Source organism: Vibrio sp. Vb1026 (genome assembly GCF_033338745.1).
GTDB lineage: Bacteria > Pseudomonadota > Gammaproteobacteria > Enterobacterales > Vibrionaceae > Vibrio > Vibrio alginolyticus.
Genome location: NZ_JAWOTH010000033.1, coordinates 1 through 15868, shown reverse-complemented (window position 1 = coordinate 15868; position 15868 = coordinate 1). Strand labels below are relative to the sequence as shown.

The window sequence follows — 15868 nt, the reverse complement described above, 5'->3', positions numbered from 1 at the left end:
TATAGCTGATCGAGATGATGAACAGGCAAATTCAACTCTGTACCTAATAGTGCCGAAAATGTGGATTTACCCGAACCGCCGGAACCAATGACCGCAATTCTTTTCATCGGACTTACCTCGTCACCAATCCAGTTAACGCCGCATTAAGGTGCGAACAACGCTAAACACCTAACCCAAACCATTACACCTTAAACATTAAAGCCAAGTGTAAACTGAGATCGCCAAGCGTTGAGAGTCACCCTTAAATGCTTTGTTATGAAACAATATTTTCGTAGCTGTAGATATGGTCTGCGTACAACTTACCACCTAATTCATAAGCTTCCGGCACGACTTTTGTCAAAGAGAAACCACTTTTAGTAAGCACTTTCTCTGAACCAACATTTCCTTCGGTCACTATTGCGCTGAACGATTGAATACCTTGTTCCTCCGAAGCCCACTCAATTAAAGCTTTTAAAGACTCTGTACCGAATCCTTGACCATGATGTTTAGGCAGAATTAAGTAACCAACTTCAGCTTTGCCTTCAGTTATACGGAAACCAGTAACACCTATTTTTTCACCCGTATCATTCAGTGTAATAGTCAAACACAACCAATGACCTGATCTTTTATTCCAAGTAGGAAGCCTCGACTCAAAGCTTTCCTTCATAGCGTCAGGTGATGGTTCATCAAAACATAGGCTAATTACTCCAGGGTCTTGATTCAAAGACTGAAACAAACCTCAGTCATCAGCCGTAATTTGAACCATTTCCAATCTATCTGTCTGTATCTTCAATTTCTGAACTCTCCTTGTTTCATAACGCCCTGCTAAGGGGTGAGCAGCGCAATACAAAAGCTGCCGCAAACCACCTTAATCACTAAATTCAACGCATAGTAAAAATGCCACGCGTTGCGAATCCCTCTTGAGAAGTTTGTTAGTTTGCAAACCCAAAGCGTTGATTTTAAGTCATTTTAAACTTTGCAAACAATAAACTTTATGTGTTTTGATGCACTCAAGTCAGGCGTAGTCTCAAAGCGGCTACTCAATGAAACCACGTGGAACAAACAACGCCGCAGAAAACGAACTCACAACACCAAAAAGTGCTTTTGGAAAACCAATCTCACAATGCGGACTTTCAACAGAGCCACTGAGACCACATGAACTTACCACACCAGAGAAAACGCCATTTCTGCGAGTAAATCAGCGTTTGTACCAACAAACTCAACGAGCAGAGTTTCAACAAAAGAGTTCAGCTCAATTAACCCAAAAGTCGCCACACCAAAGAACAAACTAACCGTTAAAAAGATGCCAATTTTGGATTTTCACCACGCTCGTTAACACTGAAATTGAACGTCGATACGACAATTTCGACTTTGAGCTTTTACCACTAGATCTTGCGATATAGCTGCGTTTTCCTCTTGCAAACTAACGCCTTGTTAAGGTGTGAGGCACGCAATACCTAAGCCACCGCATACCACCTTAACCACTGAACCTAACGCATAGTAAAAATGCCACGCGTGCCGAATCACTCTTGAACAATTTGTTAGCTTTCTAGCCAACGAAGTACGCTGAATCATTTTCTGCAAACAAACAATCCAACGGGTAAGGCAGCTCAAGCCTTGGCATATTTCCTTTTGAAAACCATTTAAGGCATACCATTTCATCATCAAGTGCGGATTGAGAACAACTTTCTACTACACATTTGAACATGATGACTGTGTATTCAACTTGATCACCATTTGGGTATGTAAAACCAAAACCCTCACCGCCGAATACACCAAGTAGGCGTTCTACTTTTACAGCCAAACCTGTTTCCTCGCGAACTTCCCTGATCAATGCTTGCACTGGCGACTCTTGAGGTTCAATCATTCCGGCTGGAAGGCTCCATGTGCCATCTGATTTTTGCTGAAGTAGTAGCTCTTTGTTTTCATTTAAAATGACACCCGCAACGCCGGGGATAAGAAGTGACATTGTTCCAACCTTAGAACGAACCTCTTTGATATAGTCACTTGAGCTCAATTTTCCTCCTTGAAAGCTAACGCCTTGCTAAGGTGTGAGTAACGCAATACAAAAGCTACCGCACAGCGCCTTAATCATCATAAGCCACCGCATAGTAAAAATGCCACGCGTTACGAATCACTCTTAAGCAATTTGTTAGTACATGCGCTACTTCTATTTGTGCGCTCCAAGATATTGAAAAGTGGCATAATATGAAAGGCTTCGAACACTGAAGTGAGACGGGCAGCTACAAAACCTTATCGGCATTGAGAGACGAAAGTTGGCTAGAAGAAAAACGCGCTGAACTCCCCTATTTTTACGGACTTCAAATTAGAAAAGGATTCGATCCTCGAACTCCGGACGGCAACACCAAAAGTAATCGAGATTCTCTCAAAAGCCACCACGAAAATGAAGAAGCGCAAAAGAAATAGGCTAAGAGTTAGAAACCGTAAACGGTGAAATCAAAGCGAACACTCCGCATATAGTGCCACCGGAAAGAACGTGAAAGGCATTAACTGAAAGGTGTAAATTCGAGCACCAAAACAGATAAACACCAAAACTTGTGACCGTTGATGTCAAACCCGCACTAACGCCTTGTTAAGGTGTGAGGCACGCGATACCAATGCTTCCGCATGACACCTTAACCACTAAAACCAATGCATAGTAAAAATGCCACGCGTGCCGAATCACTCTTGAACAATTTGTTATGGCGCTACGCTCAACGTTAGCTCTTGTATGTCAATTTGGTCTACTTCCCTGCCCAATATCCGCTTGTACTCGACTAAACGATGAACTGGGATAACTGGCAACTCTATGCCTTGATAATTTTTAATAACTGATTCTGAAAAGGAGATTTCAAGCTGGTGCCAAGAGCCATCTTGATGTGATTGTATCTTAGTATGTTCAGACAAACCGATTTCAATTTTTTGATTTTGGTAAACCAATTGGAAATACTCTAAATCCCAACCATATTCGACATAATGAGTTAACGGTTTGGATATGTATTTTGATACATGCGATAACACTTTATCTGCGTCTGAGTTTCGAATATAAAGATCTATATCTGCGACTTCCCGACTTCCACCATAAATAGTTGCCGCTAATCCACCTACTATTTGATACTCCACAACCTCTGCATCCAAGATTTCTTTGAGCCACTGCAAGGCTACTTTAACTTTATCACTCATCTAGCTCCCTTAGCTGAATTTTGCCCTGCGCCATAACGCCGCGTTAAGTAGTGAGCAACGCAATACAAAAGCTGCCGCAAACCACCTTAAACACTAAAATCAACGCATAGTAAAAATGCCACGCGTTGTGAATCACTCTTAAACAGTTTGTTAGAATGACGTCTCACTGCGGATCTATCTATTTCGTACACCATCACCAAATTCAGTAAAGTCGCTGATTTGGCTTAACTTAAATCTGTGTTCAAGAACAAAGGTTGACCACTTCTCTTTAAATATTGGGACATCATCATCAAGCTCACTAACATTTTCTGTAGTGAGCATCTTTTTTGTCAGGTAATTAATACTAGTAACTACCCCCACTCTAGGACCTCGATTAGCCATTGCGTCATAACCGATTAACTCAAGATCTGAATCTTGGTAACGGAAGTTGTAACTCCACTGGTTCTCAAATCGACCATCTAAAAAATCAATATGTAAGTTTCCTTTTGTAATACTCATTAAGATTTCTTTAGCCCTTCCTTCTTCATCAACAGAAAAGAAGCAATTGTCATTTTCAACAACGACGTCGTACTCGTCGTTATTTCTTAAAGCAACAATAATTCCTCTTCGGTTGAGATCTAACTGACCACGGTACTTATCAGTGACCATTTTGTTTTGGTCTGTACCTTGTATCATCAAAACAATATCGTCTCTACCATCTCCATTCAGGTCACCATGAATAACCTCAATTATAGTATGACCATTAGGAACGATTTCCCAATAGGAGCTATCAAGGTCGATCTTTTCTTGTGCTAAAACGTTTGCTCCAAATAGCAAAGCTGATAATAAAAGCAACTCTTTCATTTCTCGCTCTATGATTTTTCAGTAGTAAGTTCTAACGCCCAGTTAAGGTGTGAGCAACGCAATACCGATGCCGCCGCATACCACCTTAATCACCAAACGCAACGCATAGTAAAAATGCTACGCGTTGCGAATCACTCTTGAACAGTTTGTTAGAAGAATTATTGTGTTCGATGATCTACTACACAAACATCAATAAATTGACGACCCAAATCGGTTACAAGAACAGCCGTTTTTATTATTTCGGCAACTCTACCCTCTTGTTTGTTGATATTACTAACTATACTTTTGACCGCCGTATGAGAAATAATATCGTCGTAGATACCTTCTTCAATGAGTTGAAAATTATCTGGGATATCAACAAGCCCTAAACGAATTAAATTACTCCAATACGAAGAGTTTAATCCCAAATTCTCCAATTTAAGTTTCTCACCAATATTGGTGAAATACCTATACTCATATCTACCACCCGATTTGTCTTTACGGTTATTTTTTATGTCTACAATAGGAGCAGAACCTGATGAAGCAAAGTAAACAAGCAATTTAGCCTCATCTGATGACAGCTGCTTAATTATTTCTACAAAAGATGGATGAGCTTTATGAGTTGTATTTTTATCCATACTTGAAGCGATCAAGTTAGCATAAAGCTCTTTCAATTCTTCTATGCTACCTGTGTACTTGAGTGATTCGAGCGCAGGGCCTGCTACATTTGGCGGAGGAGAAACGATGTCTTCATCTTTTACATTAGATAACTTCTCGGACACTTTTGTATCAACAAAATCTTTAATTTTGTCATAACCCCAAACTAACGCAGAGACAGGAGCCAATGCTACATTGACAGTTTTTGCTACTGTGCCTAAGGCCTTTCCTATTTCCTTCGCAGCAGGTTGTAATGCGTCTTCATAAACTGGAATAGCTTTAGCTAATCCAGTTACGGCATTGATAGTTCCTTCAATATTGCTCTCGTTACTACTTTCATTAGTCATAATTGGAATTGTTCCTTATTCTTCTAACGCCCAATTAAGGTGTGAAGCACGCTACTACAGCACTAGATTTGAACACCGTAAACACTAAATTAGACCCAAACCAAAAATGCCAAGCGTGCTGAATCACTCTTAAATTGTTTGTTATGTTTTAGTAGCCTCGATCTCATTGCCAGCAATAGTACACAAAACCAAACCACTGTCTTTTTCACTAGAGCTAATAATGAGCTTCCCAAATGAATCCCAGACTGAGCTTTTACCACAAGTTTTCCAGCCACCTGTTTCTGAGATATGGTTGCTTAGAAGTACTGGAACTCGTTGCTCTAAAGCAATTTCGGATAGGATTTTAGAATCAGGGGTAAAACCATTACCAGAAATTAGAGCACTTACAACATAAGCATCTGCACCAAGCTTTTTAGCCCGCAGAGAATGTTCCGACGTTATAAAGTCGGCACAAATAGCCAATGCTATTTGATACCCATTCACAGTAAAGAAGTAATCCGTCGCCCCAAACGAACAATAATTATCTTCGCCTTCATGCAGATATTGCTTTGAATAAAATTGGACTGAGCCATCGGGAAAATAAACTACCGCACCTATTGTTGGCTTTGAGGAATTGTTAGCTTTTAGCGGACAACCTGCAATAACTATAATATCATTTTCAACTGACGCTTGAGAGAGTTCTTTAAAACTCGACGGCTCAGGCGAAAACGCTAGCTCAGCAACTAAATCTAACTCATAGCCCGTCAATGATAATTCCGGAAAAACGACAACATCAGCTTTGTAAGAAGACGATTCCTCGATCATTTTAATGTGATTTTCAATATTTCCACATAAGTCGCCTCTGACGATCGGGATTTGAGCCAAGCTTATAGTTACACCTGTTTCCAAGTTTCCTCCTTAAAACATAACGCCCAGTTAAGGGGTGAAGCACGCAATACCAAAGCTATTGCATGGCACTTCAACACCGAAATCAGCCGCATACCAAAAATGCCACGCGTGCTGAATCCCTCTTAAACTGTTTGTTAGCACGCTGCCCTTTAAGCTTTTGGTACACACCAAGGTATTGAAACATAGCACGAAACTTATAGCTTAAAACACTAAACCAAACGGACAACTGCCAAACTAAAAACAAACATCAAGACGTAAGTTGGCTAGAAGAAAAACATGCCTAACTGCCCTTTTTTACCGCTTTTAAATTAGCAAAGAATGCGGGCTTCGAACTTGAACAACAGCGACAAAGAAACGCTTGTTTTGCCGAAAATTTCTCAGCGCCAAAGAAACCACGCCAGAGAAATAGCCCGAAAGTTAGAAACCGTAAACGATAAACTAAAAGCGAAAACTTCACATCTAGTGCCACCGGAGCGAACCTGAAAGGCATAACTGAACAGGTGTAAAGCGAGGAAAAGAAACCAATAAAAACAGAAACTTTTAGTCTTTGATGCCAACCCAGTGCTAACACCGCATTAAGGTGTGAGGCACGCAATACCGAAGCTTCCGCATAACACCTTAACCACTAAAACCAACGCATAGTTAAAATGCCACGCGTGCCGAATCACTCTTGAACAATTTGTTATGAGGCGCGCTCTCACTAGTGTTCAACTAGCCCCATTGTTTCAGCCGTAGATAAGGCATTAAAAGGGCTACTGATTTCGCCAGACAAGACCTCCACTTGTCGCTGGTCTAAATGCTGAATTCTTGAATCACTTGGCTTGTCAAAATAGATAAAACCTTTTAAGACTTCATTTAAAGTAGTGATATCTACTTCATTTAACACAGCCTTGAGATTGCTCGCCTCGACTTGAGTGCACTCATAGTCCTTAAGAAAGTGAATGTATAAGAATACTTCTCTTTTATCGTCAAGGCTCAAGCTTTCAAACCATTCAGATTTGGGGAAATCTAATATCGTTTGTTTACCAATTTTGTCGCACTCTTGCCATTTGTCATCCCATACTTTCAAGTAACTCAGCTTATCAACTTTCGCTGAGCAGCCAACGAGAAGCAGAGGCAATAGGTAAATAAATCCTTTTTTCATCATAAATCTCTAAGCTAAATAACGACGCCTCATAACGCCCTGTTAAGGTGTGAGCAACGCAATACCGATGCCACTGCATACCACCTTAAACACCAAAACCAACGCATAGTTAAAATGCCACGCGTTGCGAATCACTCTTAAACAGTTTGTTATGTTCGTAGCTTTTGTAGTCCTCGAATCGCCCTGCTAGTCGACTCTACCAAGTCAGTCCGTTTCAACTTTTCTCGAATTGCCAATGCTTCTATGAACTGTTGCTCTGCCAGTTTATAGTTGCCAACCTCAACGTTCAATTTACCCAAATGCTGCAAGCTAAAACTCAAAGAAAGCTCACAAGCAAAGTCCTGGCTTTTTAAGAATGCTTTTTCAGCGCCAATCATGTCACCTGAATATTGCAGAGCCATACCTGAAACATGGGTTGATCAGAACTTGTTCTTAACGCTAGACGTTGAAGTATGCACTTTGGAAGCCATCCGATAAGCTAACCTACAAAGCCCAATGATTCGTAAACAATCGGCTATCAAGATTAGCTGCCATTCTAGCTTCTCTTTTTTGTTTGAAAGCTTGAATACGAGGGCTTTATACAGCTTTACAACAAGTTTCTGAAAAACGCTAAAAGTTACCCTGTCCCTTTGATATTCCACCATGTCCTCCAAGAACATAACGCCGCGTTAAGGGGTGAACAACGCAAGCCACCAAACCTAAATTATTGTGCCATAAACACTAAAGCTAAACTTAGAACCAAAATTGCCAAGCGTTGAGAATCCCTCTTGAACGCTTTGTTATGTGCGTGCCTGCTCTTGCACCACCGTCACCCACTTGGAACGCCACTCCTGCGCTTCCATTGGGTCTGGCCAGAACTCTTTCTGTTTACGGATAAGCCCATTTTCTACCGTATGGAAAGTAATAGCACGCGCCTTTTGAACGCTATCAGTTATAGAAACATCAGTGACTACTGTTTCGCCATCGCAGACGATTGAATGAACGACGAATTCCCAAGTACCATTTGCTGGATAGTAAGAGTTGATTGCTGTGAAGTTGTCTCGTCCAACAATAAGCTCACCAGATTGAGGCCAAAACCCTTCAAAACCTGGGCTAAGCCACTCACTTGCTTTCGCGAAATCATTAGTTTTCATTGCGTTCCAAAAAGCTAAGACGACTTCCTTTGAATTCATTATTTCCCTCCAAGCACATAACGCCGCATTAAGGTGTGAGCAGCGCTTGGCTTTACTTGAGCGAAGCGAAAACGCCAAGCGTTGCGAATCACTCTTAAATGCTTTGTTATGTGAGTTTACCGCAACAGTATTTATACTTATCACCACTATCACATGGACAAAGTGTATTTCTCGAAGGTTCACTCAATGCGTTTGCATGTAAGTCACCTTTGACGTCCACATCAGGTAACAGTACGTCGGAAATAGAATGAAGCGCATTAATTTTAATCAAATACTCTTCCCCCAAAACGAAAGGAATGTAGAACAAGTCTGAATTGATTTTTTCTATATCCGTAATATACGGTTTTCCATCTATTTCCTTTGCTAAAAACTTTTCTTTTTCGTTAAAAATTATTATTGAAGGATCAACTAATAAATAATTATCCAGCACAAGCCAAGTATGCAATCCCATTCCTGGTGATGATGCCCCTAATTGGGAAAAAATATATTTCTCTGATACGTTATACATTGGTTCGCCATGAAAAACATAGTCACCAGTAACTAATATAGACTTTATACCGTTCTTTTTTAATTCACCTTGTAATTCATAGGACAACCTTGTGCAATCTAACCTTGTAATCTCGCGACTAACGCCATCTTGATCTCTTTTTTTAATAATTTTAGTAAAGATATCTTCAATTAAAGAAATTGTTCCTCGAATCTTTTCTAAAGGCACATCTTTGAACTCAAACTCTGCTCCAAACGATGGATTTAAGTTTAAACCAAGAGTTCTCAAAAGTGACTCGTCCCATAGTCTCCAATATTCTTCTGTGTTCATTATATTTTCCTTAACTCTGACTCCACCAACTCACATAACGCCCTGTTAAGGTGTGAGCAACGCCATGCCGAAGTGGCCGCATACCACCTCAAACACTAAACGCAACACATAGCAAAAAATGCGACGCGTTGCGAATCACTCTTAAACAGCTTGTTATATGCTAATCTTCAGACTGGCAGTTTGCTTCGTTTTGAGGCTCGATAGAGTGCTATTGCTAGTTGGGAAGTCATTTTATTTGGGTCAACTTCCTTCATTTTTCTTTCGTTTGATTTTTGGGTCTGATCACTCTGTCTCTTGGTCATCTTTGCTCTCACATTCAGAACTAACATCATCCATTTTACCGCCTGAAGCTAATGCCTCTGGTTCTGTTTGATCACCCATGCTCTCAAGAAATCGTTCGCTAGCTTTTTGTTTGTGCGAGCGTTTCTTTAGTTGTACTACATTATTTCTATCTTCATTCATGCTCACAACCTCATGTATAATTAATCGCCTTTAACAACATATGTTAAACCAAAAGATTGATAGTACTTCTTAACATCATCATTTATTGGTTTCATTACCCGCACTTCTGTCGCACCCAGTAACTCAGCATATGTAATCATAGTAAAAAGTGTAGCGGGAAATACCCTTGTTCCGGATATATCTGGATTTGCCTCAATAAAATCTAACCTCATTGAGTTACCATAATATGTAGGTCGGCCTAATGATAAGCTAAGAAGTTCACCTTTTGACCAAATTGCGAGTTCAAATCGTTTTGGGTATCTAAACTTAAACGCTGCGTAACCCTCAATCCAATCCCAGTCGACTTTACGCTTTGTAGAGTTAGACCACCATCTAGCTAACTTTAATGCCTTTCCATCAATGCACTTCAGCTCTATATCTTTATATTCACTAGTTTTATTGAGTTTAACCTGAGCAGCTTTTATCGTATTCATTCGAACTTGCGAGTAACGCTGCTCAGCATCTAGGTGTGTAGATTTCATAACGCCTCCTTTATCGGAAACATTTTTAAATCCAACACGGTATTTAGACAAATCGGCATAAAATCATTGAGGTGCACATCTCGCTGATAAAATTGACACTTTCACATTTTGCATATAACGTTCTGTTAAGGGGTGAGCAACGCAATACTGAAGCCGCCGCATACCACCCTAAACACTTAAACCAACGCATAGTAAAAATGCCACGCGTTGCGAATCCCTCTTGAACAGTTTGTTAACTGAGCGCCTTTCAGTTTTCGCCGATCTTTCAGCCACTTTCGCCAAAGCTCGTTTTGCTAATTAATGATTAGCAAAGCTAACTCAAATATGTATTTAACCAAAAGATTACCGTTTATCTTTAGTTTGAAATGCGTCTCACAACACCATACTTCGGCGATGTAAGTGCGCCGAACTAATCGCGAATGCCTTATTTTATTAGAAGGCTTTGTGCCGCCTTTCACATCAGTAAACTTAAGTATCAAACTGAAATTAATCGCATTAGCTCAGCTAAGGAAACCGACCGAACACGCTAAATCTCTGAACCTAGAAACTGTATCATTGTGCTTTCGTATTTTCTGCGCCAGTTAACGCTCTGCTAAGGGGTGAACAACGCAATACAGATGCCGCCGCAAACCACCTTAATCACCAAAGCCAACGCATAGTAAAAATGCCACGCGTTGTGAATCCCTCTTAAGCAGCTTGTTAGTACGCTGCCCCTAAAGCTTTTGGCGCACGCCAAGATGCTGAAATATAGCACGAAACTTGTGACTAAAAACACTGAAGCAAAACGGGTAACAACCAATCTAAAAGCTAACTTCAAGATGCAAGTTGGATAGAAGAAAAATATGCCAAACTGCCCTTTTTCAACGCTTTCAAATTAAAAAAGGATTCGGGCTTTGGACTTTAACGGCAGCTTCAGAGAAACTTAGTTTTGCCGATAATTTCTCAGCGCCAAAGAGACCACACCAGAGAAATCGCCCAAAAGTTAGAAACCGTAAACGATAAACTCACAACGAAAACTTCACATCTGGCGCCACCGGAGCGAACGTGAAAGGCACATTTGAATAGATGTAAAGTTGGGAAAAGAAACCAATAAACATCAAGACTTTTGACCTTTGATGCCAACCCAGTACTAACGCCTCGTTAAGGTGTGAGGCGCACAATACCGAAGCCTCCGCATAACACCTTAACCACTAAAACCAACGCATAGTAAAAATGCCACGCGTGCCGAATCACTCTTGAACAATTTGTTATACGTTTAACTCAAAGCTTTCACTATAAGCTCATATGCATCATCTAAAGAACGGCTAGCTAGAGACTTAGTATATGTATTTGACTCCAACATCACTCGAAGAGTCGAATAAAGACAAGCCTTGTGCGTGCTAGTAATAAACCCTTTGTCATCAATCTGATTCACCAGATTAGCAACTTGTTTTGCGTGTTCATCTAAACCCTCAGAATATAAAAAATGGATAGAATTCTTCAAGTTAGAGCGAATCTGAAATACCAATTTTTGATTGTGTTCCATACTAAATACCATTCTTCTAATCTTAGAGTTACTTACTAAACCTCGTTGGAAAAATTCTATAGCTCATCTTTTTCTTCAGTGAATTCAGTAGTAACGATGTCGAAAACGTATAACGCCCAGTTAAGGTGTGAGCAACGCTATACCGAAGTCTCTGCATACTACCTTAAACACCAAAACCAACGCATAGTAAAAATGCTACGCGTTGCGAATCACTCTTAAACAGTTTGTTATAACTTCAGATACGTGTGGATTGTTGTATGTAAGTTTTTAAACCCTGTTAGCTCAAATTCCAGTACCCATGATGATTCAAGTGTCATAGGTAACTTTCCATTTGTCGATTCACCAAATTTAATTTCAGTTATATCAACGGGACTATGAGCAGCAAAGAAGTAAACTGACCCATCAATATACCCGTCATCTGGGTTTACAGAGAAAGTAAATGTTCTACCAGTAAGTTCATTAAGCTCTGTAGGCAAATTAATACCGTTTAGGCTAATTACAGTTTCTATTTTCTCAGAATAGTCGTCTAGACTAAGTTCAAACGGCTCTATTCCTATCTCAAGTGAAACGTCGCCATCTACGCCAGAAATCTTTGCACTTGTAAATTTGAGCTTTTCTATTGGGAAATTTTCCACTCTTCCTCCTGAGTTATAACGCCTTGTTAAGGGGTGAGCAACGCAATACCGATGCCGTCGCATGCCACCTTAAACACTAAAACCAACGCATAATAAAAATGCCACGCGTTGCGAATCACTCTTGAACAGTTTGTTATGTGCGAACTTCTAGCTTATAGATGACTGCTCAACAACACTAACTTTAGGCTCTTTCTCTGGCGTCGACCATTTGATGATTGCTCTAAGGTTCATTGAGAAAAAGATGATATTTGCAATTATCATTGCCACACTGCCAGTAAGATAACCAACTGCTACCCAACTAGTGTTACCGCACATCATTAAAATGAACCCGATTTTGTTCTTATTTCCAATTTGCCAAATTGCAAGAAACGTAAGTACCATTGCAACCCAGTCGATTCCATAGTACTGAAAATATTCCATTTTTCCTCCAAGCACATAACGTTCTGTTAAGGGGTGAGCAACGCAATACTGAAGCCGCCGCATACCACCCTAAACACATAAACCAACGCATAGTGAAAATGCCACGCGTTGTGAATCCCTCTTGAACAGTTTGTTATATGCAATTTTCTGGTGCTTACTAAATCGGCTTAACCCTTAACTTAAATGATTCGATTTGCTCGACTTGCGATGGCACAAACCCACATTTGATTTCAAGATAAGAGGTTTCTTTTGGCTGCATAATGAAGATTTCATTTTCACCGATACAATTACCAATAAAATTACCGTTCACATCGAACGCAGATGCTAAAACCTCACGAGAATATAACGCTTCTTCCGTAAGGTTTTCCTGTACGACAGCCAAACGCACATCGTCCCCATCTTTGAAGACATTTTCCAATGTTAAACCATAGGCAGTTTTGAAATCTGCCAAATACTCAATTGCTTTATCATCGATTTCTTTGTCTTCAAGAATATTTCCGAGCGACGGTTCAACGAACTTTGTATAAACCAACCCACTCAGAATGAGCGCAACTGAGAAGCCAATTCCCCAGGAAAAACCAGTTAAGATGTTATTAAATCCTTTCATAAACATTCCAATCCATTGCATATAACGCCCTGTTAAGGTGTGAGCAACGCAATACCGAAGCTCCCGCATACCACCTTAAACACCAAACGCAACGCATAGTGAAAATGCCACGCGTTGCGAATCACTCTTGAACAGTTTGTTATGCGTAATTTTTGACGTACTTTGTCATTGCTGTTTCCGAGACTGACAAACCGTCGATTCTATATTGATCTTTGAACTCTCCAACAACATTGAACCCTGCCTTTAGGTAGAGGTTCTTTGCTGGGAAATTCTCTGATAATACACAAAGATCAAGCCAGTCAATTTCAGCTTTTTCTTGGCAGAAATTTATAACAGCATCAATGAGTCTTTGACCAAGACCTTGCTTCCGGCAAGAAACATCTACGCCCATACCTAATAGAACCCTGTGAGAACGGCTTCCATCACTGTGGTGGCGAAGATCAACATGACCTTTGATATTTCCAGAGGTGTCTTTTACAACCCAAAGTTTTCTCCAACCTAAGTCGCCAAACTGATGAGAAAAGCCTTGGATAAACTTATCTTTTGTTGTTTCAGGAATTTCACTTTGCTCTCTGGACATTGGCTGGAAAAGAGGAACTTCTCCATTGCCATTTTCAGACAGCTGATTTTCTAGATACACAAAGAATGAATCTAAATCCGATTTCTCCGCTTCTACTACTTCCATCTAATTCTCGGTACTCCATCAATTACGCATAACGCCGCATTAAGGTGTGAGCGGCGCTTGGCTATACTTGAGGGAAGCGAAACCGCCAAGCGTTGCGAATCACTCTTAAATGCTTTGTTAGCCATGTACTCCAATGTCTAAAGAACTTAACAATACTGTGCCAGAGGAAGTTATACTATTAACTCCAGCCTCTATTGCTTCGTCTCTCAAGTTTTTGGCAGCCCAGCCACCACAATAAATATGTATAGGGATTTCATTATCCATCATCCGAATTTCACGAGCTAACTCAATTCCAGCACGGTCTCCTTCCGGTCTTCCCATATCTGATATAACACTGTCATATCTGCCATTTCGGTACATATTTAATGCAGATTTAGTAGACTCCGCCGTTTTCACAGTAACTCCCATAGACTCTAAGTTAGCGATCAAAAATGCATTGTTTTGTGGTTGATCATCTACCCACAATACTCTACTGATTCGTTGACTTTCCGCTCTATGTGATTCATCAATAACTAAGGGAGTATCGTCACGTGACGAAAGAGCATCTACTACTTTTCTTAGGTCACCTATTTCACTTTGCATATCAGAAATAATAATTCTTTGCTGCTCTGTAACTTCATCCATCGTAAGCTCATTACCAGCAACTTTTAGTGTAAATTTCCGTGATGTCGCTGACTCAATTAATGATTTAATCGTGCTTTTAAAAGAAAACAATAAGTACACAAAAATCAAAGGCCACAGGATTTTAGATAAGGCTTCCATGAGCTTTACTAAATCTATTTCCCCAAATATCATTTATATCTCCTATATGGCTAACGCCTTGTTAAGGTGTGAGGCACGCAATACCTAAGCTCCCGCATAACACCTTAACCACTAAAATCAACGCATAGTAAAAATGCCACGCGTGCCGAATCACTCTTGAACAATTTGTTATGTTTATTACCACCCGCCAGTACGTTACCGTAAATGAGCAGAACAGTTTTACCGGCTAAAAACTTAGCTTTTACCTGCTGCTAAAAAAGCAGAAAATCCCATAAAAACAAAGGATATGAAGAGTGACACCATAGAATATCGAATGACAGTAAACAACCAAGAGCTACTTTCAGGATACTTCGAGATATTTTCGCTACTTCTTACGTAATTAAAGAGAAGCGCACTAGAAAAAGGAACAAACAAAAAATAGATCGCTTTATATCTACTCGGGTCTATTCTTTTCATCTGCAATCCGAGGGAAATACTACTCCCAAGGAGCACTATCATTGAAGATATGAGCACTAGAAAAGCCGCAAATGCTAGTAACGAATACACATCCATGAACTCTCTTTTCCCACAATAAGCATCTGAATATTAACTATAGTTTTCTACACGCGACTAAGAAACATAACGCCCAGTTAAGGGGTGAAGCACGCAATACCTAAGCTTCCGCATGGCACTTCAACACCGAAACCACCGCATACCAAAAATGCCACGCGTGCTGAATCCCTCTTGAACTGTTTGTTAGCACGCTGCCCTTTAAGCTTTTGGTACACGCCAAGACATTGAAATATAGCACGAAACTTATGGCTTAAAACACTAAACCAAACGGACAGCTGCCAAACTAAAAACAGACATCAAGACGTAAGTTGACTAGAAGAAAAACATGCTTAACTGCCCTTTTTCACCGCTTTCAAATTAGCAAAGAATACGGGCTTCGAACTTGAACAACAGCGACAAAGCAACGCTTGTTTTGCCGAAAATTTCTCAGCACTAAAGAAACCACACCAGAGAAATAGCCCGAAAGTTAGCAACCGTAAACGATAAACTCAAAGCGAAAACTTCACATCTAGTGCCACCAGAGCGAACATGAAAGGCACATTTGCTCCTGTGTAAAGCTAGGAAAAGAAACCAATAAACACCAAGACTTTTGATCTCTGATGCCAACCCAGTGCTAACGCCCTGTTAAGGGGTGAGCAACGCAATACCAAAGCCGCCGCATACCACCTTAAACACTAAAACCAACGCATA

General features: G+C 40.3%; 17 protein-coding genes and 1 pseudogene. All 18 read right to left on the bottom strand.

The features are described 5' to 3' along the window. Nucleotides 1–253 precede the first annotated feature (253 nt). Nucleotides 254–715, bottom strand: coding sequence for a GNAT family N-acetyltransferase (locus R7E47_RS23495; protein WP_242013344.1), 462 nt, complete (start codon nucleotides 713–715; stop codon nucleotides 254–256). Between the two features lie 813 nt (nucleotides 716–1528). Then, nucleotides 1529–1996 carry an NUDIX domain-containing protein gene (locus tag R7E47_RS23490; RefSeq protein ID WP_025768909.1) on the bottom strand — a complete coding sequence of 156 codons (468 nt, stop codon included), beginning with the start codon at nucleotides 1994–1996 and terminating at the stop codon, nucleotides 1529–1531. Nucleotides 1997–2679: 683 nt separating this feature from the next. After that, nucleotides 2680–3162: a MazG-related protein gene (locus tag R7E47_RS23485; protein ID WP_098415717.1), complete on the bottom strand. Its 483-nt coding sequence runs from the start codon at nucleotides 3160–3162 to the stop codon at nucleotides 2680–2682. A gap of 174 nt (nucleotides 3163–3336) precedes the next feature. Further along, the gene (locus R7E47_RS23480) at nucleotides 3337–4005 is read right to left on the bottom strand and encodes a hypothetical protein (RefSeq protein WP_318085084.1); all 669 of its coding nucleotides are present in this window, start codon (nucleotides 4003–4005) and stop codon (nucleotides 3337–3339) included. A gap of 158 nt (nucleotides 4006–4163) precedes the next feature. Then, nucleotides 4164–4988: a DUF4393 domain-containing protein gene (locus R7E47_RS23475; protein WP_170890313.1), complete on the bottom strand. Its 825-nt coding sequence runs from the start codon at nucleotides 4986–4988 to the stop codon at nucleotides 4164–4166. A gap of 141 nt (nucleotides 4989–5129) precedes the next feature. Beyond that, on the bottom strand, nucleotides 5130–5876 hold the full coding sequence (locus R7E47_RS23470; RefSeq protein WP_258669017.1) for a carbon-nitrogen hydrolase family protein: 747 nt from the start codon (nucleotides 5874–5876) through the stop codon (nucleotides 5130–5132). 700 nt (nucleotides 5877–6576) lie between these two features. Then, nucleotides 6577–7023 (bottom strand): hypothetical protein, encoded by a 447-nt coding sequence (locus tag R7E47_RS23460; protein ID WP_242013345.1) that lies wholly within the window; start codon nucleotides 7021–7023, stop codon nucleotides 6577–6579. 146 nt (nucleotides 7024–7169) lie between these two features. Then, nucleotides 7170–7679, bottom strand: a pseudogene (locus R7E47_RS23455) (hypothetical protein). Nucleotides 7680–7799: 120 nt separating this feature from the next. Next, on the bottom strand, nucleotides 7800–8192 hold the full coding sequence (locus R7E47_RS23450; RefSeq protein ID WP_140368014.1) for a nuclear transport factor 2 family protein: 393 nt from the start codon (nucleotides 8190–8192) through the stop codon (nucleotides 7800–7802). Between the two features lie 106 nt (nucleotides 8193–8298). Then, the gene (locus R7E47_RS23445; RefSeq protein WP_085319494.1) at nucleotides 8299–9009 is read right to left on the bottom strand and encodes a YecA family protein; all 711 of its coding nucleotides are present in this window, start codon (nucleotides 9007–9009) and stop codon (nucleotides 8299–8301) included. 282 nt (nucleotides 9010–9291) lie between these two features. Beyond that, nucleotides 9292–9471, bottom strand: coding sequence for a hypothetical protein (locus tag R7E47_RS23440; protein ID WP_151514876.1), 180 nt, complete (start codon nucleotides 9469–9471; stop codon nucleotides 9292–9294). Nucleotides 9472–9491: 20 nt separating this feature from the next. Beyond that, nucleotides 9492–9992 (bottom strand): hypothetical protein, encoded by a 501-nt coding sequence (locus R7E47_RS23435; protein WP_151514877.1) that lies wholly within the window; start codon nucleotides 9990–9992, stop codon nucleotides 9492–9494. Nucleotides 9993–11247: 1255 nt separating this feature from the next. Next, nucleotides 11248–11517, bottom strand: a complete 270-nt coding sequence (locus tag R7E47_RS23430) for a hypothetical protein (protein WP_151514879.1) — start codon at nucleotides 11515–11517, stop codon at nucleotides 11248–11250. Between the two features lie 227 nt (nucleotides 11518–11744). Further along, entirely contained in the window at nucleotides 11745–12152 is a 408-nt protein-coding gene (locus tag R7E47_RS23420; RefSeq protein WP_151514880.1) for a hypothetical protein, read from the bottom strand. Between the two features lie 147 nt (nucleotides 12153–12299). Then, nucleotides 12300–12572, bottom strand: coding sequence for a nicotinamide mononucleotide transporter (locus tag R7E47_RS23415; protein WP_318085083.1), 273 nt, complete (start codon nucleotides 12570–12572; stop codon nucleotides 12300–12302). Nucleotides 12573–12729: 157 nt separating this feature from the next. Then, on the bottom strand, nucleotides 12730–13179 hold the full coding sequence (locus R7E47_RS23410) for a metal ABC transporter ATPase (RefSeq protein ID WP_213899035.1): 450 nt from the start codon (nucleotides 13177–13179) through the stop codon (nucleotides 12730–12732). 139 nt (nucleotides 13180–13318) lie between these two features. Further along, on the bottom strand, nucleotides 13319–13864 hold the full coding sequence (locus tag R7E47_RS23405) for a GNAT family N-acetyltransferase (RefSeq protein WP_054579716.1): 546 nt from the start codon (nucleotides 13862–13864) through the stop codon (nucleotides 13319–13321). A gap of 117 nt (nucleotides 13865–13981) precedes the next feature. Continuing rightward, nucleotides 13982–14659, bottom strand: a complete 678-nt coding sequence (locus R7E47_RS23400; protein WP_258670751.1) for a response regulator — start codon at nucleotides 14657–14659, stop codon at nucleotides 13982–13984. Between the last annotated feature and the right edge of the window lie 1209 nt (nucleotides 14660–15868).